The organism is Pseudoalteromonas sp. S327 (genome assembly GCF_005886415.1).
GTDB lineage: Bacteria > Pseudomonadota > Gammaproteobacteria > Enterobacterales > Alteromonadaceae > Pseudoalteromonas > Pseudoalteromonas atlantica.
The window spans coordinates 53,510-76,696 of record NZ_PNDP01000009.1; the positions used below are offsets into that span (position 1 = coordinate 53,510).

Annotated in this window: 24 protein-coding genes; 13 read left to right on the plus strand and 11 right to left on the minus strand. The window is 40.7% G+C overall.

Features of this window, described 5'->3' with window-relative positions:
* Positions 1 to 97 precede the first annotated feature (97 nt).
* Entirely contained in the window at positions 98 to 1,351 is a 1,254-nt protein-coding gene (locus tag CWB60_RS04015) for a nitrate regulatory protein (protein ID WP_029771678.1), read from the plus strand.
* 31 nt (positions 1,352 to 1,382) lie between these two features.
* Here CWB60_RS04015 and lepB read toward each other — a convergent pair whose 3' ends face one another.
* The 4 genes from lepB to aceK all read right to left on the minus strand — a co-directional run bounded on the left by lepB (position 1,383) and on the right by aceK (position 5,633).
* Complete coding sequence (gene lepB, locus CWB60_RS04020; RefSeq protein ID WP_004586775.1) at positions 1,383 to 2,033, minus strand: signal peptidase I; 651 nt, start codon at positions 2,031 to 2,033, stop codon at positions 1,383 to 1,385.
* A gap of 138 nt (positions 2,034 to 2,171) precedes the next feature.
* The gene (locus tag CWB60_RS04025; protein ID WP_004586776.1) at positions 2,172 to 2,426 is read right to left on the minus strand and encodes a DUF2999 family protein; all 255 of its coding nucleotides are present in this window, start codon (positions 2,424 to 2,426) and stop codon (positions 2,172 to 2,174) included.
* A gap of 103 nt (positions 2,427 to 2,529) precedes the next feature.
* Positions 2,530 to 3,492: a zinc-binding dehydrogenase gene (locus CWB60_RS04030; protein WP_138576800.1), complete on the minus strand. Its 963-nt coding sequence runs from the start codon at positions 3,490 to 3,492 to the stop codon at positions 2,530 to 2,532.
* A gap of 365 nt (positions 3,493 to 3,857) precedes the next feature.
* Entirely contained in the window at positions 3,858 to 5,633 is a 1,776-nt protein-coding gene (aceK, locus tag CWB60_RS04035) for a bifunctional isocitrate dehydrogenase kinase/phosphatase (RefSeq protein WP_138576802.1), read from the minus strand.
* A gap of 117 nt (positions 5,634 to 5,750) precedes the next feature.
* Between aceK and CWB60_RS04040 the strand changes: the two genes are divergently transcribed.
* From CWB60_RS04040 to CWB60_RS04055, 3 genes are all read left to right on the plus strand, one after another.
* On the plus strand, positions 5,751 to 6,698 hold the full coding sequence (locus CWB60_RS04040) for a LysR family transcriptional regulator (RefSeq protein WP_138576804.1): 948 nt from the start codon (positions 5,751 to 5,753) through the stop codon (positions 6,696 to 6,698).
* A gap of 196 nt (positions 6,699 to 6,894) precedes the next feature.
* Positions 6,895 to 7,197 carry a hypothetical protein gene (locus CWB60_RS04045; protein WP_055255712.1) on the plus strand — a complete coding sequence of 101 codons (303 nt, stop codon included), beginning with the start codon at positions 6,895 to 6,897 and terminating at the stop codon, positions 7,195 to 7,197.
* 597 nt (positions 7,198 to 7,794) lie between these two features.
* Positions 7,795 to 8,226 (plus strand): hypothetical protein, encoded by a 432-nt coding sequence (locus tag CWB60_RS04055; RefSeq protein ID WP_004586781.1) that lies wholly within the window; start codon positions 7,795 to 7,797, stop codon positions 8,224 to 8,226.
* A 12-nt stretch (positions 8,227 to 8,238) separates the two neighbouring features.
* On the opposite strand, the gene icd is transcribed toward CWB60_RS04055, so the two are convergent.
* A complete protein-coding gene (gene icd, locus CWB60_RS04060; RefSeq protein WP_138576806.1) occupies positions 8,239 to 9,489 on the minus strand; it encodes an NADP-dependent isocitrate dehydrogenase in 1,251 nt (416 codons plus the stop codon).
* Between the two features lie 167 nt (positions 9,490 to 9,656).
* On the opposite strand from icd, the gene CWB60_RS04065 reads away from it, so the two are divergent.
* Positions 9,657 to 10,460, plus strand: a complete 804-nt coding sequence (locus CWB60_RS04065; protein WP_138576808.1) for a M61 family metallopeptidase — start codon at positions 9,657 to 9,659, stop codon at positions 10,458 to 10,460.
* Here CWB60_RS04065 and CWB60_RS04070 read toward each other — a convergent pair.
* Positions 10,457 to 11,002 (minus strand): dienelactone hydrolase family protein, encoded by a 546-nt coding sequence (locus CWB60_RS04070; RefSeq protein WP_138576810.1) that lies wholly within the window; start codon positions 11,000 to 11,002, stop codon positions 10,457 to 10,459. The two genes, CWB60_RS04065 and CWB60_RS04070, sit on opposite strands and share 4 nt — an antisense overlap.
* A 369-nt stretch (positions 11,003 to 11,371) precedes the next feature.
* Between CWB60_RS04070 and CWB60_RS20720 the strand changes: the two genes are divergently transcribed.
* Together CWB60_RS20720 and CWB60_RS04075 are read left to right on the plus strand one after the other, a co-directional pair.
* Entirely contained in the window at positions 11,372 to 11,539 is a 168-nt protein-coding gene (locus CWB60_RS20720) for a hypothetical protein (protein ID WP_024033460.1), read from the plus strand.
* A gap of 131 nt (positions 11,540 to 11,670) precedes the next feature.
* Positions 11,671 to 12,531 (plus strand): transporter substrate-binding domain-containing protein, encoded by an 861-nt coding sequence (locus tag CWB60_RS04075; RefSeq protein WP_138576812.1) that lies wholly within the window; start codon positions 11,671 to 11,673, stop codon positions 12,529 to 12,531.
* A 28-nt stretch (positions 12,532 to 12,559) separates the two neighbouring features.
* On the opposite strand, the gene CWB60_RS04080 is transcribed toward CWB60_RS04075, so the two are convergent.
* From CWB60_RS04080 to rnm, 5 genes are all read right to left on the minus strand, one after another.
* Positions 12,560 to 13,135 carry a YceI family protein gene (locus tag CWB60_RS04080; protein ID WP_138576814.1) on the minus strand — a complete coding sequence of 192 codons (576 nt, stop codon included), beginning with the start codon at positions 13,133 to 13,135 and terminating at the stop codon, positions 12,560 to 12,562.
* Between the two features lies 1 nt (position 13,136).
* Positions 13,137 to 13,685 (minus strand): cytochrome b, encoded by a 549-nt coding sequence (locus CWB60_RS04085; RefSeq protein WP_054982631.1) that lies wholly within the window; start codon positions 13,683 to 13,685, stop codon positions 13,137 to 13,139.
* A gap of 119 nt (positions 13,686 to 13,804) precedes the next feature.
* Complete coding sequence (locus CWB60_RS04090; protein WP_138576816.1) at positions 13,805 to 14,644, minus strand: segregation and condensation protein A; 840 nt, start codon at positions 14,642 to 14,644, stop codon at positions 13,805 to 13,807.
* 5 nt (positions 14,645 to 14,649) lie between these two features.
* Positions 14,650 to 15,270: an L-threonylcarbamoyladenylate synthase gene (locus CWB60_RS04095; protein ID WP_004586789.1), complete on the minus strand. Its 621-nt coding sequence runs from the start codon at positions 15,268 to 15,270 to the stop codon at positions 14,650 to 14,652.
* The gene (gene rnm, locus CWB60_RS04100; protein WP_004586790.1) at positions 15,267 to 16,121 is read right to left on the minus strand and encodes an RNase RNM; all 855 of its coding nucleotides are present in this window, start codon (positions 16,119 to 16,121) and stop codon (positions 15,267 to 15,269) included. Before rnm ends, CWB60_RS04095 begins: the two co-directional genes overlap by 4 nt.
* Before the next feature lie 449 nt (positions 16,122 to 16,570).
* Between rnm and CWB60_RS04105 the strand changes: the two genes are divergently transcribed.
* From CWB60_RS04105 to trpA, 6 genes are read left to right on the plus strand one after another with little or no spacing between them, the layout of a single operon-like run.
* Entirely contained in the window at positions 16,571 to 18,139 is a 1,569-nt protein-coding gene (locus tag CWB60_RS04105; protein ID WP_055255700.1) for an anthranilate synthase component 1, read from the plus strand.
* Position 18,140: 1 nt separating this feature from the next.
* Complete coding sequence (locus CWB60_RS04110) at positions 18,141 to 18,743, plus strand: aminodeoxychorismate/anthranilate synthase component II (RefSeq protein WP_138576818.1); 603 nt, start codon at positions 18,141 to 18,143, stop codon at positions 18,741 to 18,743.
* A gap of 11 nt (positions 18,744 to 18,754) precedes the next feature.
* Positions 18,755 to 19,792 (plus strand): anthranilate phosphoribosyltransferase, encoded by a 1,038-nt coding sequence (trpD, locus tag CWB60_RS04115; protein ID WP_138576820.1) that lies wholly within the window; start codon positions 18,755 to 18,757, stop codon positions 19,790 to 19,792.
* A complete protein-coding gene (gene trpCF, locus CWB60_RS04120) occupies positions 19,785 to 21,149 on the plus strand; it encodes a bifunctional indole-3-glycerol-phosphate synthase TrpC/phosphoribosylanthranilate isomerase TrpF (protein WP_096739489.1) in 1,365 nt (454 codons plus the stop codon). The genes trpD and trpCF overlap by 8 nt, the downstream gene beginning before the upstream one ends.
* Before the next feature lie 7 nt (positions 21,150 to 21,156).
* Positions 21,157 to 22,341 carry a tryptophan synthase subunit beta gene (gene trpB, locus CWB60_RS04125; RefSeq protein WP_138576822.1) on the plus strand — a complete coding sequence of 395 codons (1,185 nt, stop codon included), beginning with the start codon at positions 21,157 to 21,159 and terminating at the stop codon, positions 22,339 to 22,341.
* Positions 22,338 to 23,159, plus strand: coding sequence for a tryptophan synthase subunit alpha (gene trpA / locus CWB60_RS04130; protein WP_138576824.1), 822 nt, complete (start codon positions 22,338 to 22,340; stop codon positions 23,157 to 23,159). Before trpB ends, trpA begins: the two co-directional genes overlap by 4 nt.
* Positions 23,160 to 23,187 lie beyond the last annotated feature (28 nt).

Consider the following 23,187-nt stretch of genomic DNA (forward strand, 5'->3'; position numbering starts at 1 on the left):
CGGCTGTTTTAATTTAATTTTAAATTCAATCGAAAAATTTTTAAATGATTGGAACAGTGGTTGCAATTTATATACAAAAAAGTGTGGAACAAGTCCTATGTTATCGAGCAATCCTCTCACAAAACAGTTTTTATTAGCAGCAAAATACCAAGAAATTCATGCCTTAAAGCAGCTTCAAAAAAGCTGTGCATCGCTTACTAAACTGGGCGATTTTATACATCAGTTACAAAAAGAGCGCGGCATGAGCAATATTTATTTAGCCTCTAATCGCAAACGTTTTGCCTCGCAGTTAAAACAACAAATTAGCTTAACAGAGCAAACCCAAACGCAGTTTTACCACTCAATTAAAACGACCTTTATTACCGATAACGCCGACACGGGCCACACCCGTTTGTACAATTTAATTACCCATAGTTTGCAATCGTTAGAGGCGCTGCCAGAGCTGCGACAACAAATAGCAAATCAAAAAATTACCCCAGTGCATGCAACTCAATCGTATACGCAGCTTATTTCGTGTTTGCTAAATATAATTTTAGAAGCCGCCGATGGCGCAAGCGACCCGCGCGTTACACGATTGCTAGTGGCTTATTTTAATTTTATGCAAGGTAAAGAATACGCCGGACAAGAACGTGCCTGTGGCGCGCAAGCGTTTGCATCAAGTAAGTTTACCGTGGAGCAAAAACAACAGCTTGCTCATTTTGTTCAACAACAGCACCACAGCTTTACGTTTTTTAACGAATATGCCGACGAACACGTATTAAAATGCTATCGCTCGTTAACTGATCACCCCGTAAATAAGCAAGTGGATCAGCTACGCGGGCTTTTACAAAATTTAGATGACGAAAATGCGCAGCCGCTTTCTCAGCTTAGTGAGGTGTGGTACGAGGTAACAACAACGCGTATCGATATTATGCACAAAATAGAGCAAAACCTCAGTGACTACCTTATTGACTCTGCAGCAATGCAAATTGCTCAGGCGCAGCGCACTTTAAATTCAAATAAACAAGTTATAAGCAGCCTTGAAGAACAATACATGCCAATGACCGACGGGCAACTCGCGTTTAAACAAAATACCCCCCAAAATACCGCTGCTAATAAACTCAATAGTAATAAAAGCATGTACGACCTAATCATGGAGCAAAGCCAACATATTAAGCAAATAAACCAGGCTTTAGTTGATGCTAAACGGGTAATAACAGAACAAAAAATAATACATCAGGCAAAGTATATTTTAATAGAGCAGCTAAGCCTTAGCGAAGAGCAAGCTCATAAAAAGTTGCAAAAGCAAGCAATGGACTCGCACTGCTCGCTTTATAATATTGCGCAAAAAATTGTAGAGCTAAGCGATTAAAATCGGGCGTGTGGTTAGCGCCCAAAACCCCTTAAAGTAAGGGTTTTAAAAAGCGGTTTTTACGAGGTAAGTAATAATCGTCGTAATCAAGCGACACAATAATACGCTCTGCTTTGCCAAGTAGTTCGCTGCGGGGGATTAAACCAATAACACGCGAGTCAGCACTGTGGTCGCGGTTATCACCCATTGCTAAATAATAATCTTCAGGAATAGTTATTTTATTAAAACCCGATAGCTGTGAAGGCGTATGCGCAACACGAATGGTGTGTTTGTGGCCATTTAAATCTTCTATTTTATCTAAAGAGTCAATATTGCTTTGCAAGTTATTGTATTTAAGTTTAACGCCATTAATTTCTAGCTCGTTGTTATAAAGCGCTACCGTATCGCCTGGCACACCAATTACGCGTTTAATTAACCGGTTATCAGCAGCTTGTGAGTCAAATACAATAATATCGCCTGTTTGTGGGTCGGCTAATTTAACTAAAGGAATATGCGTAAAAGGGATGCGTATATCATAAGCCATTTTATCGGTTAATATTCTGTCGCCTTCTAAAATGGTCGGTTTCATCGAGCCTGTTGGTACTTCATACCAATCGGCAACTGCGCTTCTAAACACGCTCATCAGCGCAATAAATAAAATTAATGAACGGTTATTTTTCCAAAATTTATAAAGTGGCTTCATACCTAGTCCCTACCTATCATAAGTAATAGTATGACTAGCTTAATACCAAGCAGTTCAATCAATAATGTAACAAAAAGTGTGGTGATTTTAGGTAGAATTACCAAGGCTTATGCCTTGGTAAGGAGTAATTTGTGAAGCTTATTGTTGGTTTAGCTTGTCTTTCGCTTCTTTTACTTTTTCAAAGTCTAGGCCGAGTTCGTCGGTGGCTTCTTTAATTAAGTGCGGCTGAGTCATAACCACGGCCATTAACTGCTGTAGTTTTTCAGGCGGAATACCAAGTTCTTGTACTAATGCCATTGCCATCATTGGGTTTTGTGTAAAGGCCTCGAACAATGCTTTTACTTTTTCGTCGCTTACATTGTGCTCTTTAAGTATTGCTAGTATTGGGTTCATTTTTAACCTTGTGTGTTTTGTACGTATTTTATATTTACTAAATTATATTAGCTGAGCCATGCATTAACAACGCCAACACACGCCTCAGTGTTACATTGGGTGGTTATTCTACAAGTAATACCACTTTACCGGCATTTTCATTACGCTCTAAAATAGCATGCGCTTCGTTTGCATCGCTCCACGGTAGTGTTTTATACACGTTAAAGTCGTACTTTTTAGTTGCAATATCATTGTAAAAACGCGCAACTAAGTCATCGCGTAATTGGCGTTTAAACTCAATGCTACGGTTTCTAAGTGTTGATGCATGAAACGAAATACGTTTGCGTAATAGCGCTGCAAAATCAACCTCAGCAAAACGCCCATCTAAAAAAGCGAGCATAATAATTTGGCAATCCATGGCAGCAATAGCCACATTTTTATTTAAATAACTGCCCGATACGGGATCTACAATTGCATTTGCTGAAAGCTCATTTGCTTGCATATATTCTACAAAGTCAGTTGTTTTGTAATTAATGGCTTGATCGGCGCCAAGGGCTTTTGCATGCTCGCATTTTTCATCTGAGCCGGCAGTAATAACCACCGTTGCACCTGCACTTTTAGCCATTTGAATAGCCGCACCGCCTACACCACTTGCCCCTGCATGAATAAGCGCTGTTTGGCCTTGTTGTAATTTACCAAGTTTAAAAAGCGCACCAAATGCTGTTAGGTACACTTCGCTAATAGCTGCACCTTCTACCATGGTTAAATCATCTGGCAATACCATTAATTGTTTAGCATCTATGGCAACGTACTCGCTGTAAGCCCCGCCTGCGCACAAGCTAAAAATACGTTTATTAAGCCAGCTTTTATCAACATCAAAACCAAGCTCAACCACTGTGCCTGCGCACTCTAAACCTAAAATGGGGCTATCCCCAGCTGGCGCTGGGTATTTACCTTGGCGCTGCATGCAATCAGCGCGATTTACACCTATAGCAGACACTTTTACTAGCACTTCGTGGCTTTTTAAAACCGGTTTATCGGTTTCACTAAATGCAAGGGTGCCACCCTCATGAGAAATATATTTCATTAATGCTCCGTATTTAGCCTTTTAATTAGGGCCTGATAACCTTTCAGGATTAAAATTTGTTCAATCTAGGGGCCATTTAATCGCGGCGCGAGGTTTGTAACCTAGTGAGCTAAGTAAAAACCGAGCAAAGCTTCCGCGTCCTGCTCACGCCCCTTACCTACATCCATGTAGGCAACAAAGAGTAAATGGCCCCTTGGCAGAAACCCTTCGGGCAGCGCCTGTTTGGCATTTATGCTACGTTATCGCCTATTTATGGGGAACAACCACACTACATAGGCTCTGCCTTGCCTAATTACCAAACAGACGGCTGCAAATTTAACCTCAAAAGATAAACAGGCCCTAGCTAGACATGGGGTTAGTTATTTTTATTTAAACCGCCAGCTTTGTTTATACGGGTATACGTCAGGTAAAAAGCCTGATTTAATTTGTTGTTGGCAAGCTTGCCAAAAATCAGCTAAAAACAGATCGTTATGTTCGCAGTTAAAATAGTTAAATGCCGTTTCGTTTGCGCTAAAAAACACCTTAAACTGACTGGGGAAAATATCGTTTTCTGCTATATCAAAATAACTGTTGGCGCTTAGCTCCTCTAGGTCGTTTTGTGCGCTAGGTACATCTCTAAAGTGGCAATCAGTCAATGGGCAAATTTCATCAAAGTCGTAAAAAACAACGCGCCCCCAACGGGTTACGCCAAAGTTTTTCATTAGCATATCGCCTGGGAATATATTTGCGCCGGCTAAGTCTTTAATCGCTTTACCGTAATCGGTCATAACCTGTTGTAATGCTTTGTTAGAGCAGTGATTAATGTATAAATTAAGCGGCGTCATTTTTCGCTCAACATACACATGCTTTAAAATAAGCGCCTTACCCGATATAACCATGCTGCTGCCAATTTGTGCCTTCATTTGCTTAAGTAACTCGTCGCTAAAGCGGCTGAGGTCGAACGCTAAATACCTAAATTCGTGTGTATCTACTAAGCGCCCTACGCGGTCGGCTTGCTTTACAAAGTTGTATTTGGCTTTTACTTGCGCTTTGGTGGCTGTTTTTGGTGCACTAAATTTATCTTTTATTACTTTATAAACGTAGTCTAGCCCTTCAATGGTAAATACCAGCATAACCATGCCGGGAGTACCTGGGGCTGTCACGTATTTAAAATTATTAGGGCTATTTTTAGTGGTATCAACTTTGTAACGATAAAACTCTGTTTTAGCGTGCTTAATAAAGCCAATGGCGTTAAATAACTCAAAGCGTTTTTTATGTGGCATCAGCACGCTTAAGTAATCTACATAGCGCGCGGGTTGATCGGTATCAACCATAAAATAGGTACGAGCAAAACCAAACAGCAAACTTAACTGATCGGCGCCCATCATTACGGCATCAAGCTTTAACCCTTTATTAGTATTTAATATGGCGATAGCAAAAGGCATATTATCGCCATTTTTAGCGATACAGCGCCCTATTAAGTAACAGGCTTTGTTTCTAAAAAATAATGAATTTGCGTATTCTATAAACCCGTCGTTTAAATTTATAAGCTCATACACTTGTTTGCATTGCTGCTTTGCACCGGCCATTAACGTTGCTTGCAATGCCTGTAAATCGGCATTTAATTGACTAAAAGGCACTCTAAATGCTTGGCGGGTAATGAGCGTTTTTACAGCGTGGTTAAACCCATCTTTAAACGATATTCGCCTTACTAAATTTTCATACGAACGCGGCTCGCTTCTGTATTTTGCTTTTAATACAAACAAATGTACGGTACGAATTTTTTTATCGTCCCAAATTGCACCAAAGGTAGAATTAAAAAAGGTATGTGCTATGGGTTTGTTTTCATGATTTTGCACCATATCGCCGTATATATTTTTAGCTAGCTGCCATGTTTGCGGGCAACTCAGTTCAGCGTAAGCAATTACTCTCACAGCCTCACTGACATTTTTTACTTCCCGTTCGTACACTTGTAAGCGTTCGCGCATGGCAGTTTGCACATCGTGATATTTTTGTTGTTCAAACCGGCTTTGCGCACCTAGGGTAATATTTAAAAACTGCGCAAACATTGCTTCAAAGCCTGCAAAAACAGCGCGGGCCAACTTAGTAGCAATAACTTGCTGTAGCGCATTATTGGTTTGATTAGTTAACGATTTTGACATGGTTACAACACTTTTATTTTTACCACTTATAGCGGTTATTTTTTATTAATTGTTTACACCTTAGCAAGCAGGCTTTAATTTAGGTAATTAATAAAGCATATAAATAAAATTGATCATATGAATATACGTAACGTCGATCTCAACTTATTAGTGTACTTAAATGTGCTCATTGATGAAAAAAGTGTTTCAAAAGCGGCTAATAAACTCGCACTAACACAACCTGCCATGAGTAACGCACTTAAACGATTACGTGACTTATTTGACGACCCACTACTTGTGCGTGCCGCAGGCTCTATGACCCCCACCAGCAAAGCACTTAGCTTAAAGCCTGAAATAGAGTCTCTTTTAAAAATGGCAGAGGCGATTACTCAGCCCAGTGAGCAATTTAACCCAGCAACGGCAGAGGTGACTTTTAGAATAATGGCAAACGACTACATAGAGTCGACCTTAATTGCCCCCTTTATTACTGAGCAGTTAACTAAAAACCCGGGGGTTAATTTTGATGTACTGAGTCCAAGCGATGTAAACCTGCAAGATATGGAAAAAGGCACTATTGATTTAGCCATAAACCGTTTTAATGGCTTGCCTCGCTCGTTTCATCAAGCCAGTGTTTGGCGCGATAATTACTGCTGTTTAACCCACCCTAAAAATACCTTTTTACAGCATTCAAGCCTTGATGATTACCTGCAAAAAGAACATGTTTGGGTAAACCGTGCAGGCTGGGGGCCAGAAGCCGCCGTTACCAATAAGTCAGGCAAGCAAAAACTAGGTTGGGTAGATGAAGCACTTTGGCAGCTAGAACAAACGCGTAAAATACGGGTGTTTACACGCCACTACATGATTGCAAGTTTGCTATGCCAATCAGAGCAACTTATTGCTACTTTACCGCGCAGGCAGGCTAAATTATTAACCACACATACCGATTTAGTCATTAGCCCAGTACCGTTTCAAATAGTTCCTATTGAGGTAAAAATGATATGGAGCCCGCTGCTTCAGCATGCTCCCGCACACCAGTGGTTACGCCGTGAGTTGCTTGAGTTTGCTAAAACAATTGCTGATAGGTAATTAGTAATTTTCTTTAATTTAAAATTCTGATTACAGCTCAAAATGTATTAAAAAAGATTTAAGGAAAATCACTATCAACATTGATTACTCTAATTATTCACTTAAAGAATTACATGAAGCACTTGAAACTATTGATGCAAACAAATACCCGCAAAGATACAAACGTCTAATAGAAGAGCTAAACAACCCAAAGAGAGTGGATCCTAAGGTTATAAAGCAATTAGAAATAACAGAGCAAAACTCAAAGAAAGAAGCCAAAGCATACGTAACTATTTTACTAGGCTTGTTTTTCATTCTATGGAGCTACTTTACTTATAATGATGGCGTTATACATAATAAAGGAGGGGAACGGGTAATTGCTTCTATCGAATCGAGCCCTAAAAAATTCTATTTTTTTATTTTTGGTGCAATAGGCTTAGGGTGTATAACCGTCGCGCACGGTATAGAAACGATAGTAAAACAAAAAAAAGCGCTCAAAAATAACAATTATGAAAAATAAAAAAGAATATCCTTACCTATGCGAAAGCCGCCTTAGCTATATTTATAGATGTATAAAATGTGGCGCATTTATTAAAAAGGGAATGCACGTGTGCTATCGGTGTGAACATGTTTTTTCTAAAGAAGATGTTGATATTATGATCAAACAGTATCGTAAAAATTATAAGAAAAACTGGCATCATAAACTTTATTTTGTCGTTTTTATCACAACTATTATATGCGCATTGCTCTTTTAAAAATAAAAAAGCGCCATGGTATTCAACTTTGGGAAAATACCACGGCGCTTTTGAAATCGTAGAAATAGGAGTGAACCCTACCCTTTATATTTAGCAACCTTGATGCCAACCCACCACAAAAATAAAACAGATTTAAAATCAATCACCTAACTAAGTTATGCTTTTAATTATTATTTAGTGTGTCCCAGTTTTGTGCATTTTTATAGGTTTTTGCACCACTTTAAATAAGCATGCTAGGTGGTTTTTGGTTAGTTGCTATTTACTATTGATAAAATCAATATCAGTTATTGAAAACAACAATTTCATTAATAATACACTTAGCGCTAAAGTGAAGTTAAGCCAACAAACTAAGAGTAATGATTATGACAACATCAAGCTTCACACAACAAGACGGGTTATTTATTGACGCTAATTTACATCAGTTTATTACCCAGCAGTTATGCACTAAAACCAATGCCGCTGAGACATACCAAGCACTTGCTACCTTGGTTGATGAGTTTGGTTGTAAGTGCCGTAAAACAAAGCACCAACCAGATGACATTTTAGAAGTAGATACACTACTGCATGCGTATCAGCGTAAAAACCACCCGCTTTGCCATGTAGATGCACAAACAACCGAGGCAGTACTTGATGAATACTGCTGCCAAGTACCGGCTATTATTGTAGTTGCATTAATGGATACGCTTAGCGGTACTCAGTGCGATGAACCTAATGCACACGATATTTACCACCGCGCTGCACAGCTTACTAATCGCCCATGTGTACACAAGGCAAAAACAGCCACAGCGGCCTAATAATGGAGTTGCTTAAAAATACTCGATAACCTTTTGTGCAAAATCACTGCAGCTTAGGGTTGTCGAGTTATTAATATTTTGCGCTAAATCAAAGGTTACATTACTGCTTTTGAGTGCTTGTTCGAGCGCTTGTTCAATCAGCGTTGCTGCCTCATCCCAGCCCATAAACTTAAGCATTAAAACGGCACTTAAAATACTGCTACTTGGATTTGCTTTATTTTGCCCTGCTATTCTCTCAAACGTACCATGAGTTGGTTCAAAAAATGCCACATCGTTATTTAAATTAGCAGCCGGCATAATGCCCACTCCGCCAACTTGTGCGCTGAGCATATCTGCTAAAAAATCGCCATTTTGGTTTGTGGTTGCTACCACATCAAATTGCTCTGGGTTCATTAAACATTGTTGCAGCATGTTATCGGCTATCACTTCTTTAATAATTAAAGGCGATTTATTAGCGCGTGCTATTTCAAGCCAGCGCCCGTTTTCGTGTGGGGTAGCGTTAAACTCATTTTGGGCTAAGGCAAACCCCCAACGTTTAAAGGCACCATCGGTAAATTTAAGTACATTTCCTTTATGCACAAGCGTTAACGATTCGCTGTTATTTTTAAGGGCGTAATTAATTGCATAGCGTACTAAGCGCTCGGAGCCTTCTTTAGATATATTTTTTATACCTATGCCACACTCTTGAGAAAACCTTAGGCGCGTTACTCCCATTTCTTCACATAAAAAGTCGAGCATTTTCTCGCTCTCTACGCTGCCAGCTTGCCACTCTATTCCTGAATATACATCTTCGCTGCTATCACGCAGCACTGTTATATTAGTTAAAAATGGATTTTTTAACGGCGATGGCAACGCACTTAACCCTTTAACAGTGCGCATATTTACAAATAAATCCATTTCGTGCCTTAGCGCCACATTTAATGAGCGAAAACCGCCGCCAAGAGGTGTAGTTAGCGGCCCTTTAATTGCTATTTTGCACGCACGTACTGCGTTAATCGTCTCCTCTGGGAACCAATCGCCATCATATAACTTTGCTGCTTGCTCGCCGTTATATACTTGCATCCAGTGAATTTTTCGCTCCTTTGCATAACAGTGTGTAATGGCATTATTCACCACATGCTGCATGGCCGGTGTGACCTCTTGCCCAACCCCGTCACCATTAATATAAGCAATAATAGGGTTTACAGGCACATGCCATTGGCCTTTAGCATCAATAGTAATATTTTGTCCGAGCTCAGGGATTTTAATATGCTGATAAGCCATGGTTAATACCTATACTAAAAATAGTGTTACCTGATTAAATCATGCTTGATTGAGCATGTATGCAATTTGCTTTTTATAATTGATATTAGTTAAAAAAATAACGAATAACATGTGCTTAATTACGTAAATAGTGGGTCAAGTATTAAGCGCGTATTTAGGAGGTATAAATGAAGTTATTTTGGCTGTTATTGCTATTAATGTGCTCCTTAAAAGCCTTAGCTGTTGATGTAGTTATTCATAATTTAGACGCACTGACTACTAAGGGTCAAAAAACGGTAGCTACTTGGGTAAATCAAAGCCTTAAAAAAACACAAAATACCTTAGGCCCATTACAACAAAGCACCCTCCCTATTTATTTAAAGCCACAATATTTTGCTTTTGAACCCGTGCCATGGGCTAGCGTAAAACGAAATAACCCCGATGGGTTAGAGCTGCATATTGACCGCTACGCAAGTTTAAATGCATTTACAAAAGATTGGACGCTTTACCATGAGCTTTCTCATTTATATTTGCCACTACTGCCTTACTCTGGCTTTTGGTTAAGCGAGGGGTTTGCCAGTTACATGCAAAACGTAATAATGCGCAACAGCGGTGTCATTAGCCAAGCGCAATTTGTTCAGCGCCTAAACGCAGGGTTTGAGCGAGCACGCTTACAAACTAAAACAAAGCAACAGCCACTTAATAAACTTTCAAGTGATATGTGGAAGCAACGTGCACAACAGCGGGTTTATTGGACAGGGGCAGCATTTTTTGTAGAAGCCGATTTAGCCCTTCAAAAACAAGGTAAAAGCGTTGCCGCTATAATAAAACAATACCAACTATGCTGCAGAGCTGCGCGCACAAGTGCTAAAACGCTCATAAAAGAGCTAGATAAGCTCTCACGCAGTAGTATTTTTACTACCTTGTACGCGCAATATAATACGCGTACCGACTTTCCTGTTATTACTAAAACGCAGTTAAATACACTTTAAGTGCTTTTAATAAGTGCGCAATACTCATCATATGCTTTTACATTGTAATTAGTAGAGTAAGTATTCATAAAACCATGTAAAAACGGTGTTTTGTTACACGTAACTTGGCTTTTACTATCTAAAGTACTTATCACTTCATCTACATTAAAATGCACTTCGGTATGTGGAAAAATAAACGTACAAGGTACTTTTGCCGCAATATCTAAATGATTTCTAATTTGTGAAGGGTAAAAGCCAATCAGCTTTTTTAGGTGTGGATTGCCTGTTAATAACTGCGCGCGCCACGCGGCACTTGCGCCTGCACTAAACCCTATACAAGCTGTTGGCTCTGTAAGGTTATTAAATACATTTAAGAGCTTAGCTACGTAATTGTCATGGCCACAGTCATTTATAAATTTATTATAATAATATTTTTCACTATCAAGAGGTTGCAGTTCTCCTTTATAGGGGTCTATAACCTCTGTATTGGCTTGCATAATATCTAACAACCTCATTAAAGGTGCTGTTAAACCATAAATATCGCTGACTATTATGTAATTCATACTTACCTTTTTAAGGTCAAAATCCATGCGTTTAAGCAGTTGATAAAATTAAGTATAAATAATTTTTAAATAAATAGCTTGCACACATTTTTTATTTAGGTTACCTTTCTTCTCTGGTCTTAAAAAACCACCGCGGTTAACCTTTTTACCCTGATCCAGTAAGCCCCGCAAAACGTATATTTTAAAGCTAAGTTATTGTACGGCGAGAACCCCTATTAATACCTTGATGATTTTTTAATATCATCGCAAAAGTGTCATAAAGATCGTCAACACTGTAATGAAGCTAAACACAACATCGTTAATTTATTAACTGCATTTGGCTATAAAAAATAGCGCAGAGTAAATAACAAGAATAAAGTGAGTTTTATTATGTCTTATAAATACAATGGATCTATGATCCAAATTGCCCATCCGGTGCAATCAATTTCCGTAAACAAACAACGTGTTATTTTTAGTGATACACAAGGTTTGAAAAACGCAATGTTCCAAAAAGCAAGCGAAGCGCGCGAATTTGTAAAATGGTTAAAAGCCAACTAAACATTGCGAGCAATTAACTGATTAAGCAGTTAATGTTAATAAAATGTGCCAGCTTTGTAGCTGGCATTTTACTTTGTTGCACTTAATTGACTACAATAGCGATACTTTCATTGTTTTAGGTAGTTGTAGTAATGCTCCGTGCATTTTTGTGTATCACCTTATATTTAAGCATTTCTTCAGTCAGTTACGCCCACACGATTAACTGGCTAACGCACGACTTTGCGCCCTATTACATTTTAAATGGAAAATACCAACACCAGGGGCGTGATGAAAGCGTTATAACCTTACTCGAGCAACAACTTGAGCACATCACGTTTAATCGCCTTGTTATCCCCTCTGGCAAAGTAACGCAAGAACTAGCCAATAAATCAGCCACACATTGCGCCCTATCACTTTATAAAAATGCATTTAGAGAAAAGTTTATTCACTTTAGCGAGCAAAGCTCAACCACGGGCCTTTCACCTTCCATTGCTATGCATAAAGGTTTGGCGCATTCGCTTGAAGTGCCTAACTCAGAGGCGGTGTCGTTGCAGGATTTACTAGCAGAAAAAAAGCTCACATTAGGTGTATCTATGAACCGCTCATACGGCGAGCAACTCGACAGCGTAATAAATAACACCCCCGATGTTGATATTGTTATTCGCCCAACGCGAAATAGTTTAGCCAGCCTTACCTATATGCTTAATTTAAAGCGCTTAGATATTTTATTAGGTTACCCAAGTGAGCACCATTACTTAGCTAAATCTATGTACTTTGAAGAAAACCTAACTCAGCGAGCGATTGTTGAAGCGCCACCGCTAAGTTATGGCTACATTGGCTGCACTAAAAATGAGCAAGGTGCTAAAAATATTCAACTATTAGATGAGCAATTAAAAAAAATTAAGCAAACCGAGCAATACCACCAAGTAATGTTACGCTGGTTGCCCCCACATTTAAAACCCTTATTAGAATCAAGAATTCACGCTACAAAAAACAAAAACGCCACTAACTAAAGTGGCGTTTAATTTAATTTACGCTTTATTATTTACGCACACCTTCAATAGACAGTCCAATATCAACATGGGTAGACGCCGGGCCTAAATTATAATCAATACCGTAATCGGTGAGTTTTAAACTGGTTTCGCCCTCAAAACCAGCACGGTAGCCACCCCAAGGGTCTTGCCCTTCACCTACTTTATCCATTTCAAACGTAATGCGTTTAGTTACGCCATGTAAAGTAAAGTCACCCGTTACTGTGGCTGTATCATCATCGGTAAATTTCACATCGGTGCTTTTAAATGTTGCTGTTGGGTATTTATCCACATTTAAAAAGTCTTTACCGCGTAAGTGTTTATCACGCTCCGCATGGTTAGAGTCTAAACTTGCTGTATCTATATTTACTAAAATATTAGACCCTGTTTGCGTTTTAGCGTCGTAACTGAAGCTGCCATCAAAACGGTTAAATCGCCCGTGCAGCCAGCTGTAGCCTAAATGCTTAATTTTAAAGGTAACAAATGCATGCGCCCCTTGCGTATCAATTACATAATCTGCTGCATTTGCAGTAGCCGATAACATTATTACACCCGATAGAGCTGCAGTTACTAGTCGTTTTTTCATGTTAGTATTCCTTTGGTTTGATCATTCTCGTTAAGGTTTTATCTTTATCAATAAAGTGGTGCTTTAATGCCCCCAGTGCATGCAAAACAGCCAAGCCAATTAATGTACACGCACCGTAGTAATGAATTTTTCCGGCAATATCGGCTTGTCCATCAAAGTTATAATCCAAAGCAGGTACATTAAATATCGAAAAAACAGCGATTGCTCTGCCATCGGCGGTAGAAATCAAATAACCCGCCACTACAATGACTGCTAAAATTAGGTACATAACAATATGCGCGGTATGTGCAATGTGGTTTACTGTTTTATTTTGACTAAGGGGGCGAGGTTTGGGGCTGAATACGCGCCACAAAATTCTAAAAATAAGCACTGCGGCGAGCGTTATACCTATACTTTTATGTAAATCCAGTGAGCCTTTATACCAGCTGTCGTAATAGGTTAGCTCAACCATGTATAAGCCCAAGCCAAATAAACCAAACACGGTAAAAGCCATCAACCAGTGTAAAATAATGGCAATAAGGCCATAAGATGTGGGCGTATTTTTAAACATGTGGGTTCCTCTAAATTCAATAATTTAAGAATATAGAGGGTGAAGAAAAACTAAAATAGCGTATACAAACAGCATCTGTGCATATACGCACATACAACTTGAGCTACAAGTTTTACTAATTAGCTATTTGGCGTGTTGGTAAGGTTTATGTAAATTAGGCTATCAGGTGAGACTTGCAAACAGCTAATTAAGCCTTCTTTTATAAGCTCAAGCATAGCAATAAAGCTAACCACTACACCGCTTCGCCCTTCACTAAGGGTGAATAAATCGTTAAACGGCAGCGCTTTTTTTGCGTTACTCAGCTGGGCTAAAATTTTGCTCATCCGCTCACGGGTAGAGAGGGTTTCTGCTGTCACTTGGTGATGCTCAAATGTTTTGGCACGCGCCATCACGTCGCTCAGAGCTAACATTAAATCTTTTAACTCTAGCTCTGGCAGGTTTTGAGCGGCATTTTCAATAGCCGGCATAGTTGCATTTGCGACAAAAATATCACGGCCTACACGGGGGATGGCATCTATATTTTCGGCTGCTTTTTTAAACTGCTCGTATTCTTGTAAACGCTTGATCAGTTCTGCGCGGGGGTCTTCCTCTTCTTCTAGCTCCTCGTGAACAGGCAATAACAGACGCGATTTTATTTGCGCCAATAACGCTGCCATTACTAAGTACTCACCGGCAAGCTCTAACTGAAACTCACTCATCATTTCTACATAACTGACATATTGCTCAGTAATGCTAAAAATAGAGAGTTCGAGCACATCTAACTTGTGCTTTTTTATTAAATACAGCAGTAAATCAAGCGGTCCTTCAAAGGTTTCCAAAATAATTTCAAGTGCATCGGGCGGAATGTACAAATCTTCAGGTTTATCTACAACGGCTTTGCCATGCAAAAAAGCTAGTGGCAGCTTTTGCTGCACTGGCTCACTTTGAGTATTTTTTTCGCCCTGTGTTGTATCACTCACCAAGGTTACTCAAACGGGCTGGTATCGCCACACCCTACACGCAAAATGTGAATATCGTCTTCTGATAGGTCAATAACCGTGGTTGCTTGCTCTGCAAGGTGTCCGCCGTCAATAATTAAATCTACGTGTTTATCTAAACGCGTTAAAATTTCATCTGGGTCTGATTCTGTAAACTCTTCTCCAGGTAAAATTAACGAACACGACATTAACGGCTCCCCAAGCTCTGCAAGTAATGCACATGCAATTGGATGCTCTATAACGCGCATACCAATGGTTTTTTTCTTATCGTTTAATAACCGCTTTGGCACCTCTTTTGTGCCTTTAAAAATAAAGGTGTATGGCCCTGGCGTATTATTTTTAATAAGCCTAAACATTTGGTTATCTACACGGGCATAAGTTGCCAGCTCAGATAAATCACGGCATACCAGCGTAAAGTTATGGTGTTTTTCTATTCCACGAATACGCTCAATGCGCTCTTTTGCTTGCTTATTACCGAGGTTACACCCTATCGCGTATCCCGAATCTGTTGGGTATACAACAACCCCGCCCTGTTTAATAATATCAACCGCTTGGCTAATAAGTCGTGGCTGTGGGTTTGCTGGGTGAATATGAATTAATTGACTCATGATAATGCTCCTTCTTGCCCTTCCCACACTTGCCAAACCCCTTGGCAGTCTTTGGGTAAGTATAAGTTTTTACCTAGCTCTAAATAACTAGTTGGAAAATGAAAGTCAGAACCTTGCGAGCACAGTAAACCGTACTCTTGGCTCAATTGCCCTAAAAATTGGCGTTCAGTAGGCGCTTGTTGCGGTTGCGCAACTTCCATGGCATCGCCCCCGTCACTTTTGTATTGCACAAGTAACTTACGTAACCATTTATTAGACATTTGATAACGCCCTGGGTGTGCAAGTACTGCAACCCCGCCCGCAGCATGAATGGCGCTAATAGCTGTTTGCATATCACACCAATTGCTTGGAACATAACCTGTTTTGCTGCGCCCTAAGTATTTTTTAAATACCCCAGGAAAATTTTTAGCTACGCCTCTTTCAATCAATGCACGTGCAAAATGAGCACGTGTTATTTGGGCGTTTTCTGCCAGCGCCTTGGCTTGTTCGTAAATGCCATCAAAACCGTTTTTTGCCAGCCTTTTGCCAATTTCAATGGCGCGTTCGTCACGCTTTTGCTGCTGCGCCGATAACAATGATGTAAGGGCATTGTTGTTTATATCAATATTTAGCCCAACAATATGTATTTCAAAGCTTTCCCACTTGGTAGAAATTTCTACGCCAGATATAAGCTTAAGCGGTAGGTTTTCTGTTTCGATAAACGCTTTTGCCGGCGTAATAGCAGCCACAGTGTCGTGATCGGTTATCGCAAACACATCAATGTTTTTTTCTACGGCGCGGTTTAATAATTGCTCAACTGTTAAATGTCCGTCTGAATGCGTTGTATGGCTGTGTAAATCGTATTTTATCAAAAGAAAACTGCTTAAATTTAAGGGTAATAGATGTTTATATAAGTATAACAACTTTTTTGACTAAATTGTTTTAAATAAACACTTGACACAAAAGCGCTAAATACGTTTTACTGTAGTCACTTTAAGACACATTAAGAATTAATAAAAATGATCAATTCAATTCAACACACTATTTGGTGGTGGCACTCATAATTTTTGGGTGATGAATTGTCGTGTCTAGCAAATATTCAAAACCCGCAACTATGCGGGTTTTTTTATAACTAAATTTTACGTATTTAATTTTTTATTTTGAGGCAAAAAAACATGAATAACGGTCTTACTCTTACACATCGTTGGTGGTGGCGCCTGATATAGCGGGACGGTAATGATCTGTTTGTAATTTAGATATCGTTATTCAAACCCCGCATTGCAAAAGCATTGCGGGGTTTTATTTTTTGAGGGAATGAGGTTTGATTTTTAGTCATATAACTACCACACCAGGCGAAGTTACTAGCATAACGCAAGTGCGCGACTACATTAGTAGCCCACTTGCACTTTATGCAGCACTTGATAAGCCTAATTCGCTACTGCTTGAATCAGCCGAAATTGATTCTAAAGACAGTGTTAAAAGTTTAATTTTAGTTGACTGCGCGCTGCGCATTGTTTGCCAAGGTAAAACCGTCACGGTAAGCGCACAATCTAATAACGGTAAACAGTTACTGCCATATTTAAGAGCCAATGTTCAAAGCTGCGATGCAACCTTAACCGACACAAGCCTAACCCTTGTTTATAAAGGCGGCTCTAATGACATTGACGAGGCAAGCAAGCTGGTTGCCGATAATGCATTTAGCGCACTACGTACCTGCATAAACAGTATCAAAAGCACCACCGAAAACCCGTTCTCGGTATTTTTGGGCGGTGTATTTGCCTATGACATGGTGGCTAATTTTGAGCAGCTAAGCGACGTACCCGATGGCGAAAACACCTGCCCAGACTACGTATTTTACTTAGCCGAAACCTTAGTGGTTATCGACCATCAAAAACAAACTACCGAGCTTATTGGTAATGTGTTTAATGGCCCAGACGTACACGCTAATTGTTTTGAGGTAGGTAAAGAGCTAGAACGATTAAATGCCCTATGCGACAAAGCAGAAGAGTTTAGTGCGCCTATGCAAACTGGCACCTGCGATGTAAGTGTTGATATAAGCGATGAAACTTACTGCGAGCAAGTGGTTAAACTTAAAAAGAACATCGTTGATGGTGATATTTTTCAGGTTGTGCCTTCGCGTACGTTTTCACTGCCCTGCCCTGATTCGTTGCACGCATATAGCCAGCTTAAAAAGCAAAACCCAAGCCCTTATATGTTTTATATGCGCGATGAAGAATTTGCTTTATTTGGCGCCTCACCTGAGTCTGCACTTAAATACGAAGTACAAAGCAAACAAGTTGAAGTTTACCCTATTGCCGGTACTCGCCCACGTGGAAAATTTGCCAATGGCACAATCAACCCAGATTTAGACAGCCGTATTGAGCTTGAACTAAGAAACGATCAAAAAGAGCGTGCTGAGCATTTAATGCTCGTTGATTTAGCTCGTAACGATGTGGCACGCATCAGTGTAGCCGGCACGCGCCATGCAAAAGAGCTTTTAAAAGTAGACCGCTACTCGCAAGTAATGCACTTGGTTTCTCGCGTGGTGGGCACATTAAAGCCTGAGCTTGATGCACTACACGCTTACCAAGCGTGTATGAACATGGGCACGCTGGTAGGCGCTCCTAAAGTACGCGCTGCCGAACTTGTACGCCAAACCGAAGGCAAACGCCGTGGCAGCTACGGTGGCGCAGTAGGCTATTTAACAGGCGATGGTGCAATGGATAGCTGCATTGTTATTCGCTCAGCGTTTGTTAAAAATAATACCGCGTATGTGCAAGCTGGTGCAGGTGTCGTTTACGATTCTGATCCACAAGCCGAAGCTAACGAAACCCGCGCTAAAGCCCAAGCGGTGATCACCGCCATAAAATCGACTTATGAGGCGGTATAAAATGAGCACAGCAAACCCAATGAAAATATACTTTTTAGATAACTTTGATTCGTTTAGCTACAACCTTGTTGATGAACTAACCATGCTGGGCTGTGAGCTTGTGGTATACAGAAATAACATAAGCGCAGAGGTTATTTTTAATAAAATGCGCCAAGAGGCTGGGCAAGTATTATTAGTGCTTTCGCCAGGCCCTGGTGCACCCAGTGATGCAGGTTGCTTAATGGAATTAATCGAACTGGCTAAAGGCCACTTCCCCATGCTGGGGATTTGCTTAGGGCAACAAGCACTTACACAAAGTTACGGCGGAGTAATCGGCCACGCGGGCGAAACCGTACATGGTAAGTCATCAATCATTAATTTAAACCCGCATCCGGTGTTTGAAGGAATGGGCAACACCATGCCCGTAGCACGTTATCATTCATTAATGGCAACCAAGGTACCTGAAAATATTGAGGTAATTGCACAATTTGACGATATTCCTATGGCCATATATCACCACGACGATAAAGCGTTAGGTTATCAATTTCATCCTGAGTCAATACTTACGCCAAATGGTGCAATGCTACTTCAACAAAGTGTTGCGTACTTAACGCGCACCAACTAATAGAGGACATTATGAGTACCCAAGCACAAGAGACCATAAATGTTCAATACGCTATTGAGCAACTTATTCAAGGCAAGTCGTTAAACTATGCCCAATCAAACGCATTATTTAACCAAATAATGCAAGGTAACATGAGCGAAATAGAGCTCACTGCATTGCTAATCAGCCTTAAAATAAAAGGCGAAGTAAGCGATGAAATTGCCGGCGCTGCAGCGTCAATGCGAGAAAACGCCGTTGCCTTTCCAACCGCTAGCACGCAACTTGCCGATAGCTGCGGCACCGGGGGCGATGGCTCAAACACGATTAATATTAGTACTACCGCGGCTATTGTTGCAGCTGCCGCGGGTATTAATATGGTAAAACATGGTAATCGCAGTGTATCGAGTAATTCGGGCTCTGCTGATTTATTAAAAGCACTGGGCATTAATATTGATATGAGCCCAGCACAAGCTGCACAGTGCCTTGAGAAAACCCATTTTACCTTTTTGTTTGCACCGCATTACCACAGTGGTGTACGCCACGCGATGGGCGTACGTACTGCGCTTAAAACACGTACCATTTTTAATATTTTAGGCCCGCTTGCTAACCCTGCTGCACCACACGTGCAATTACTGGGTGTTTACGATGAGTCTTTATGTATGCCAATGGCGCAAACACTTAAAACATTAGGCACTAAGCGCGCGATGATAGTGCATGGTTCTGGCACTGACGAAATAGCCCTGCACGGCCCAACTAACGTAGTTGAGCTAAACAATGGCGAAATAACGCAGTACACATTAAACCCAAGCGACTTTGACCTTGCAAACTATTCACTTGAACAACTAGCCGGTGAAGGCCCACAATATAACGCAAATGCAAGCCTTGCTATTTTACAAGGTAAAGGCAGTGATGCGCACAATGCTGCAATCGTAGTCAATGTGGCTGCACTTTTATACCTAAGCGGTAAAGTACAGTCATTAAAAGAAGGCGCACAACAGGTACAAACATTACTAAGTTCAGGCAAAGCCATGAACACATTAAATGCAATTATTGAGGTAAGTCATGGCTAATGTATTAGACAAAATTGTTGCTGATAAAAAACAAGAGCTAATAGAGCGTAAAGCCGCGCGCCCACTAGAGAGCTTTAAACACCTAGCAGTGCCAACTAGCCGCAGCTTTTATAAAGCGTTAGCAAAGCCGGGTACGCAGTTTATTTTAGAATGTAAAAAAGCATCTCCTTCAAAAGGGCTAATAAGAGAGCCGTTTGATTTAACCGAGATCACCTCTGTTTATAAAAAATATGCTAGCTGCATGAGCGTACTTACAGATACTAAATACTTTCAAGGTAGCTTTGATTATTTAGAGTTTGTACGTAGCCAAGTAGAGCAACCACTTATTTGTAAAGACTTTTTTATTGATGAGTACCAAGTTTACATGGCACGTATTTATGGCGGCGATGCTATATTACTAATGCTTTCAGTACTTGATGATGAACAATATAAAGCGCTACATGCAGTTGCCGACTCGCTTAACATGTCGGTATTAACCGAAGTAAGTAACGAAGAAGAAGTGCACCGTGCCCTTGCACTCGATGCGCAAATTATTGGTATTAATAACCGTAACCTTCGCGATTTAAGCACTGATTTAGCAACCACCGAAAAACTACGTAAACTCATCCCACAAGATAAAGTGGTTATCTCAGAGTCAGGTATTTACACTCATCAAGATGTTAAACGCCTAGCGCCATTATGTGATGGCTTTTTAATTGGCAGTTCTTTAATGGCTGAGCGCGATTTAGAACAAGCCTGCAAAAAAGTGATTTTAGGTGATAACAAAGTGTGCGGTTTAACCCGAGCACAAGACGTACAGGCCGCTTACAACAACGGCGCAGTGTACGGTGGACTCATTTTTCACCCTAAATCGCCTCGTTATGTTGATTTAGATTGTGCGATTGAGCTGAGCCAAAGTGCGCCACTTAAATTTGTCGGTGTTTTTGTTAATGCAAGCCCGCAGCAAGTAGTACAATACGCGCACGAACTAAAACTTGCCGCAGTACAATTACACGGTCAAGAAAGTGACGATTACATTGCCGCATTACGTACACAGTTACCTGAAGGTTGTGAAATTTGGAAAGCACAGGCAATTAAAGATACATTGCCAACCCCAGCTACGGGCGTAGACCGCCATCTTTATGATACCCACAGCGATACACAAGCCGGTGGTACAGGTAAAGCATTTGATTGGGCAGTACTGCGCGACGCAACAACCCCCTTTATGCTAGCGGGTGGCTTAAATCCAGACAATATAAAAGACGCGCTTTCTCAAGGTGCCCTAGGCCTTGATTTAAATTCAGGCGTTGAAGAATCTGCGGGTAAAAAGTGCCCTATCAAATTACAAAATGCTTTTACAAGCATCAGAAATTATTGAGGTTATAATGCAAAATCCAGCTTATTTTGGCGAGTTTGGCGGTATGTTTGTACCTGAGCTACTTGTCCCTGCGCTTAAGCAGTTAGAGAACGAATTTAACAAAGCACAAAAAGACCCTGAGTTTCAGGCTGAGTTTACAAAATTATTAAACGAGTATGCCGGTCGCCCTACGCCGCTTACATTAACGCGTAATTTAATTAAAAACCCTAAAGTAAAACTTTACCTAAAACGTGAAGATTTACTGCACGGTGGCGCACACAAAACCAACCAAGTACTTGGCCAAGCGTTGCTAACTAAACGTATGGGTAAAAAAGAAGTTATTGCCGAAACTGGAGCGGGCCAACACGGCGTGGCAACAGCCCTAGCCTGTGCATTACTTGGCTTAAAATGCCGAATTTATATGGGTGCTAAAGACGTTGAGCGCCAACAGCCTAATGTATTTAGAATGAAATTAATGGGCGCAGAAGTTATTCCGGTAACCGCCGGCTCTGGCACATTAAAAGATGCGGTAAACGAAGCGCTACGCGACTGGTCTGCAAACTACCAAGACGCTCACTACTTACTTGGTACCGCTGCGGGTCCTCATCCATTCCCAACAATTGTACGAGAGTATCAAAAAATCATTGGTGAAGAAGCTAAACAACAAGTGTTAAAAGCAGAAGGACGCTTACCGGATGCCGTACTAGCCTGTGTTGGCGGTGGCTCTAATGCCATTGGTATGTTTACTGACTTTATTGACGAGCCAAGTGTAAAACTTATTGGTGTAGAGCCTGCAGGTAAAGGCCTAGATACCCAGGAGCACGGCGCTACAATTTGTAAAGGTACAAAAGGTATATTGCACGGTACCTATACGTACATTATGCAAAATGACGATGGCCAAATAGAAGAGTCATACTCAGTATCTGCCGGTCTTGATTACCCTGCAGTTGGACCACAGCACGCGTTTTTACACGAAACAGGCCGTGCTCAATATGTGGGTATTACCGATACAGAAGCCCTTGACGCGTTCCAAGCACTGGCTAAAAACGAAGGTATTATTCCAGCTCTTGAATCAAGCCATGCCCTTGCTTATGCGCTTAAATACGCCGAAGAGCAAACAGAAGAAAGCATTTTAGTGGTTAACTTAAGTGGCCGTGGCGATAAAGATTTAACCCACGTACACAGCGTTTTATCACAAGGAGGTCAACTATGAGTCAGTTAAATACAGATCGTTACGGTAAAACCTTTGCTGCACTTAATGAGCAAAAACAAGGTGCATTTGTACCATTTGTTACCATTGGCGACCCAGGTAAAGAGCAAAGTATTGCCATTATTAAAAGCTTAATTGATGGCGGTGCGGATGCACTGGAGCTAGGTATTCCGTTTTCAGACCCAATCGCCGATGGCCCCGTTATTCAAGCGGCGAATATTCGTGCTCTCGATGTAAACATTAACACGCAAGATTGCTTTGATATTATTAAAGAAATACGCGATTACAATGCAGATATTCCAATTGGCTTATTATTGTATTCAAACCTTGTGTTTAAACGCGGTTTAGAAACATTTTATAAAGATGCTAAAGCGGCGGGCGTAGACTCTATTTTAGTTGCTGATGTACCACTGCATGAGTCTAAAATGTTTAGAAAAGCAGCCGTAGCAAACGGTGTAGACCCAATATTTATTGCCACACCCAATGCCGATGACGATACTCTGCGCCAATGTGCATCTTACGGCCGTGGCTACACGTATTTATTATCGCGTGCGGGTGTTACCGGCACCGATACTAAAGCGCAAATGCCAGCGGGTAACATAGTAACTAAGCTAAAAGAATACCATGCAGCCCCTGCTTTATTAGGCTTTGGTATTTCTACGCCCGATGATGTAAAAGCCGCCCTAAATGCCGGCGCAGCTGGTGCTATTTCAGGCTCAGCCGTTGTTAAAATTATTGAGGCCAACCTAAATGATTTAGACGCGATGACAACGAAGTTAAAAGCGTTTGTAGCTGATATGAAAGCGGCCACCGTGTTGTAAAAGCTTAAAATTTACACATTAAAAAAGG

Excerpts from the sequence above, each read along its gene's own strand:
- CWB60_RS04015 (WP_029771678.1), top strand. The coding sequence starts at position 98 with ATGTTATCGAGCAATCCTCTCACAAAACAGTTTTTATTAGCAGCAAAA.
- lepB (WP_004586775.1), bottom strand. The coding sequence starts at position 2,033 with ATGAAGCCACTTTATAAATTTTGGAAAAATAACCGTTCATTAATTTTA.
- CWB60_RS04025 (WP_004586776.1), bottom strand. The coding sequence starts at position 2,426 with ATGAACCCAATACTAGCAATACTTAAAGAGCACAATGTAAGCGACGAA.
- CWB60_RS04030 (WP_138576800.1), bottom strand. The coding sequence starts at position 3,492 with ATGAAATATATTTCTCATGAGGGTGGCACCCTTGCATTTAGTGAAACC.
- aceK (WP_138576802.1), bottom strand. The coding sequence starts at position 5,633 with ATGTCAAAATCGTTAACTAATCAAACCAATAATGCGCTACAGCAAGTT.
- CWB60_RS04040 (WP_138576804.1), top strand. The coding sequence starts at position 5,751 with ATGAATATACGTAACGTCGATCTCAACTTATTAGTGTACTTAAATGTG.
- CWB60_RS04055 (WP_004586781.1), top strand. The coding sequence starts at position 7,795 with ATGACAACATCAAGCTTCACACAACAAGACGGGTTATTTATTGACGCT.
- icd (WP_138576806.1), bottom strand. The coding sequence starts at position 9,489 with ATGGCTTATCAGCATATTAAAATCCCTGAGCTCGGACAAAATATTACT.
- CWB60_RS04065 (WP_138576808.1), top strand. The coding sequence starts at position 9,657 with ATGAAGTTATTTTGGCTGTTATTGCTATTAATGTGCTCCTTAAAAGCC.
- CWB60_RS04070 (WP_138576810.1), bottom strand. The coding sequence starts at position 11,002 with ATGAATTACATAATAGTCAGCGATATTTATGGTTTAACAGCACCTTTA.
- CWB60_RS20720 (WP_024033460.1), top strand. The coding sequence starts at position 11,372 with ATGTCTTATAAATACAATGGATCTATGATCCAAATTGCCCATCCGGTG.
- CWB60_RS04075 (WP_138576812.1), top strand. The coding sequence starts at position 11,671 with ATGCTCCGTGCATTTTTGTGTATCACCTTATATTTAAGCATTTCTTCA.
- CWB60_RS04080 (WP_138576814.1), bottom strand. The coding sequence starts at position 13,135 with ATGAAAAAACGACTAGTAACTGCAGCTCTATCGGGTGTAATAATGTTA.
- CWB60_RS04085 (WP_054982631.1), bottom strand. The coding sequence starts at position 13,685 with ATGTTTAAAAATACGCCCACATCTTATGGCCTTATTGCCATTATTTTA.
- CWB60_RS04095 (WP_004586789.1), bottom strand. The coding sequence starts at position 15,270 with ATGAGTCAATTAATTCATATTCACCCAGCAAACCCACAGCCACGACTT.
- CWB60_RS04110 (WP_138576818.1), top strand. The coding sequence starts at position 18,141 with ATGAGCACAGCAAACCCAATGAAAATATACTTTTTAGATAACTTTGAT.
- trpD (WP_138576820.1), top strand. The coding sequence starts at position 18,755 with ATGAGTACCCAAGCACAAGAGACCATAAATGTTCAATACGCTATTGAG.
- trpCF (WP_096739489.1), top strand. The coding sequence starts at position 19,785 with ATGGCTAATGTATTAGACAAAATTGTTGCTGATAAAAAACAAGAGCTA.
- trpB (WP_138576822.1), top strand. The coding sequence starts at position 21,157 with ATGCAAAATCCAGCTTATTTTGGCGAGTTTGGCGGTATGTTTGTACCT.
- trpA (WP_138576824.1), top strand. The coding sequence starts at position 22,338 with ATGAGTCAGTTAAATACAGATCGTTACGGTAAAACCTTTGCTGCACTT.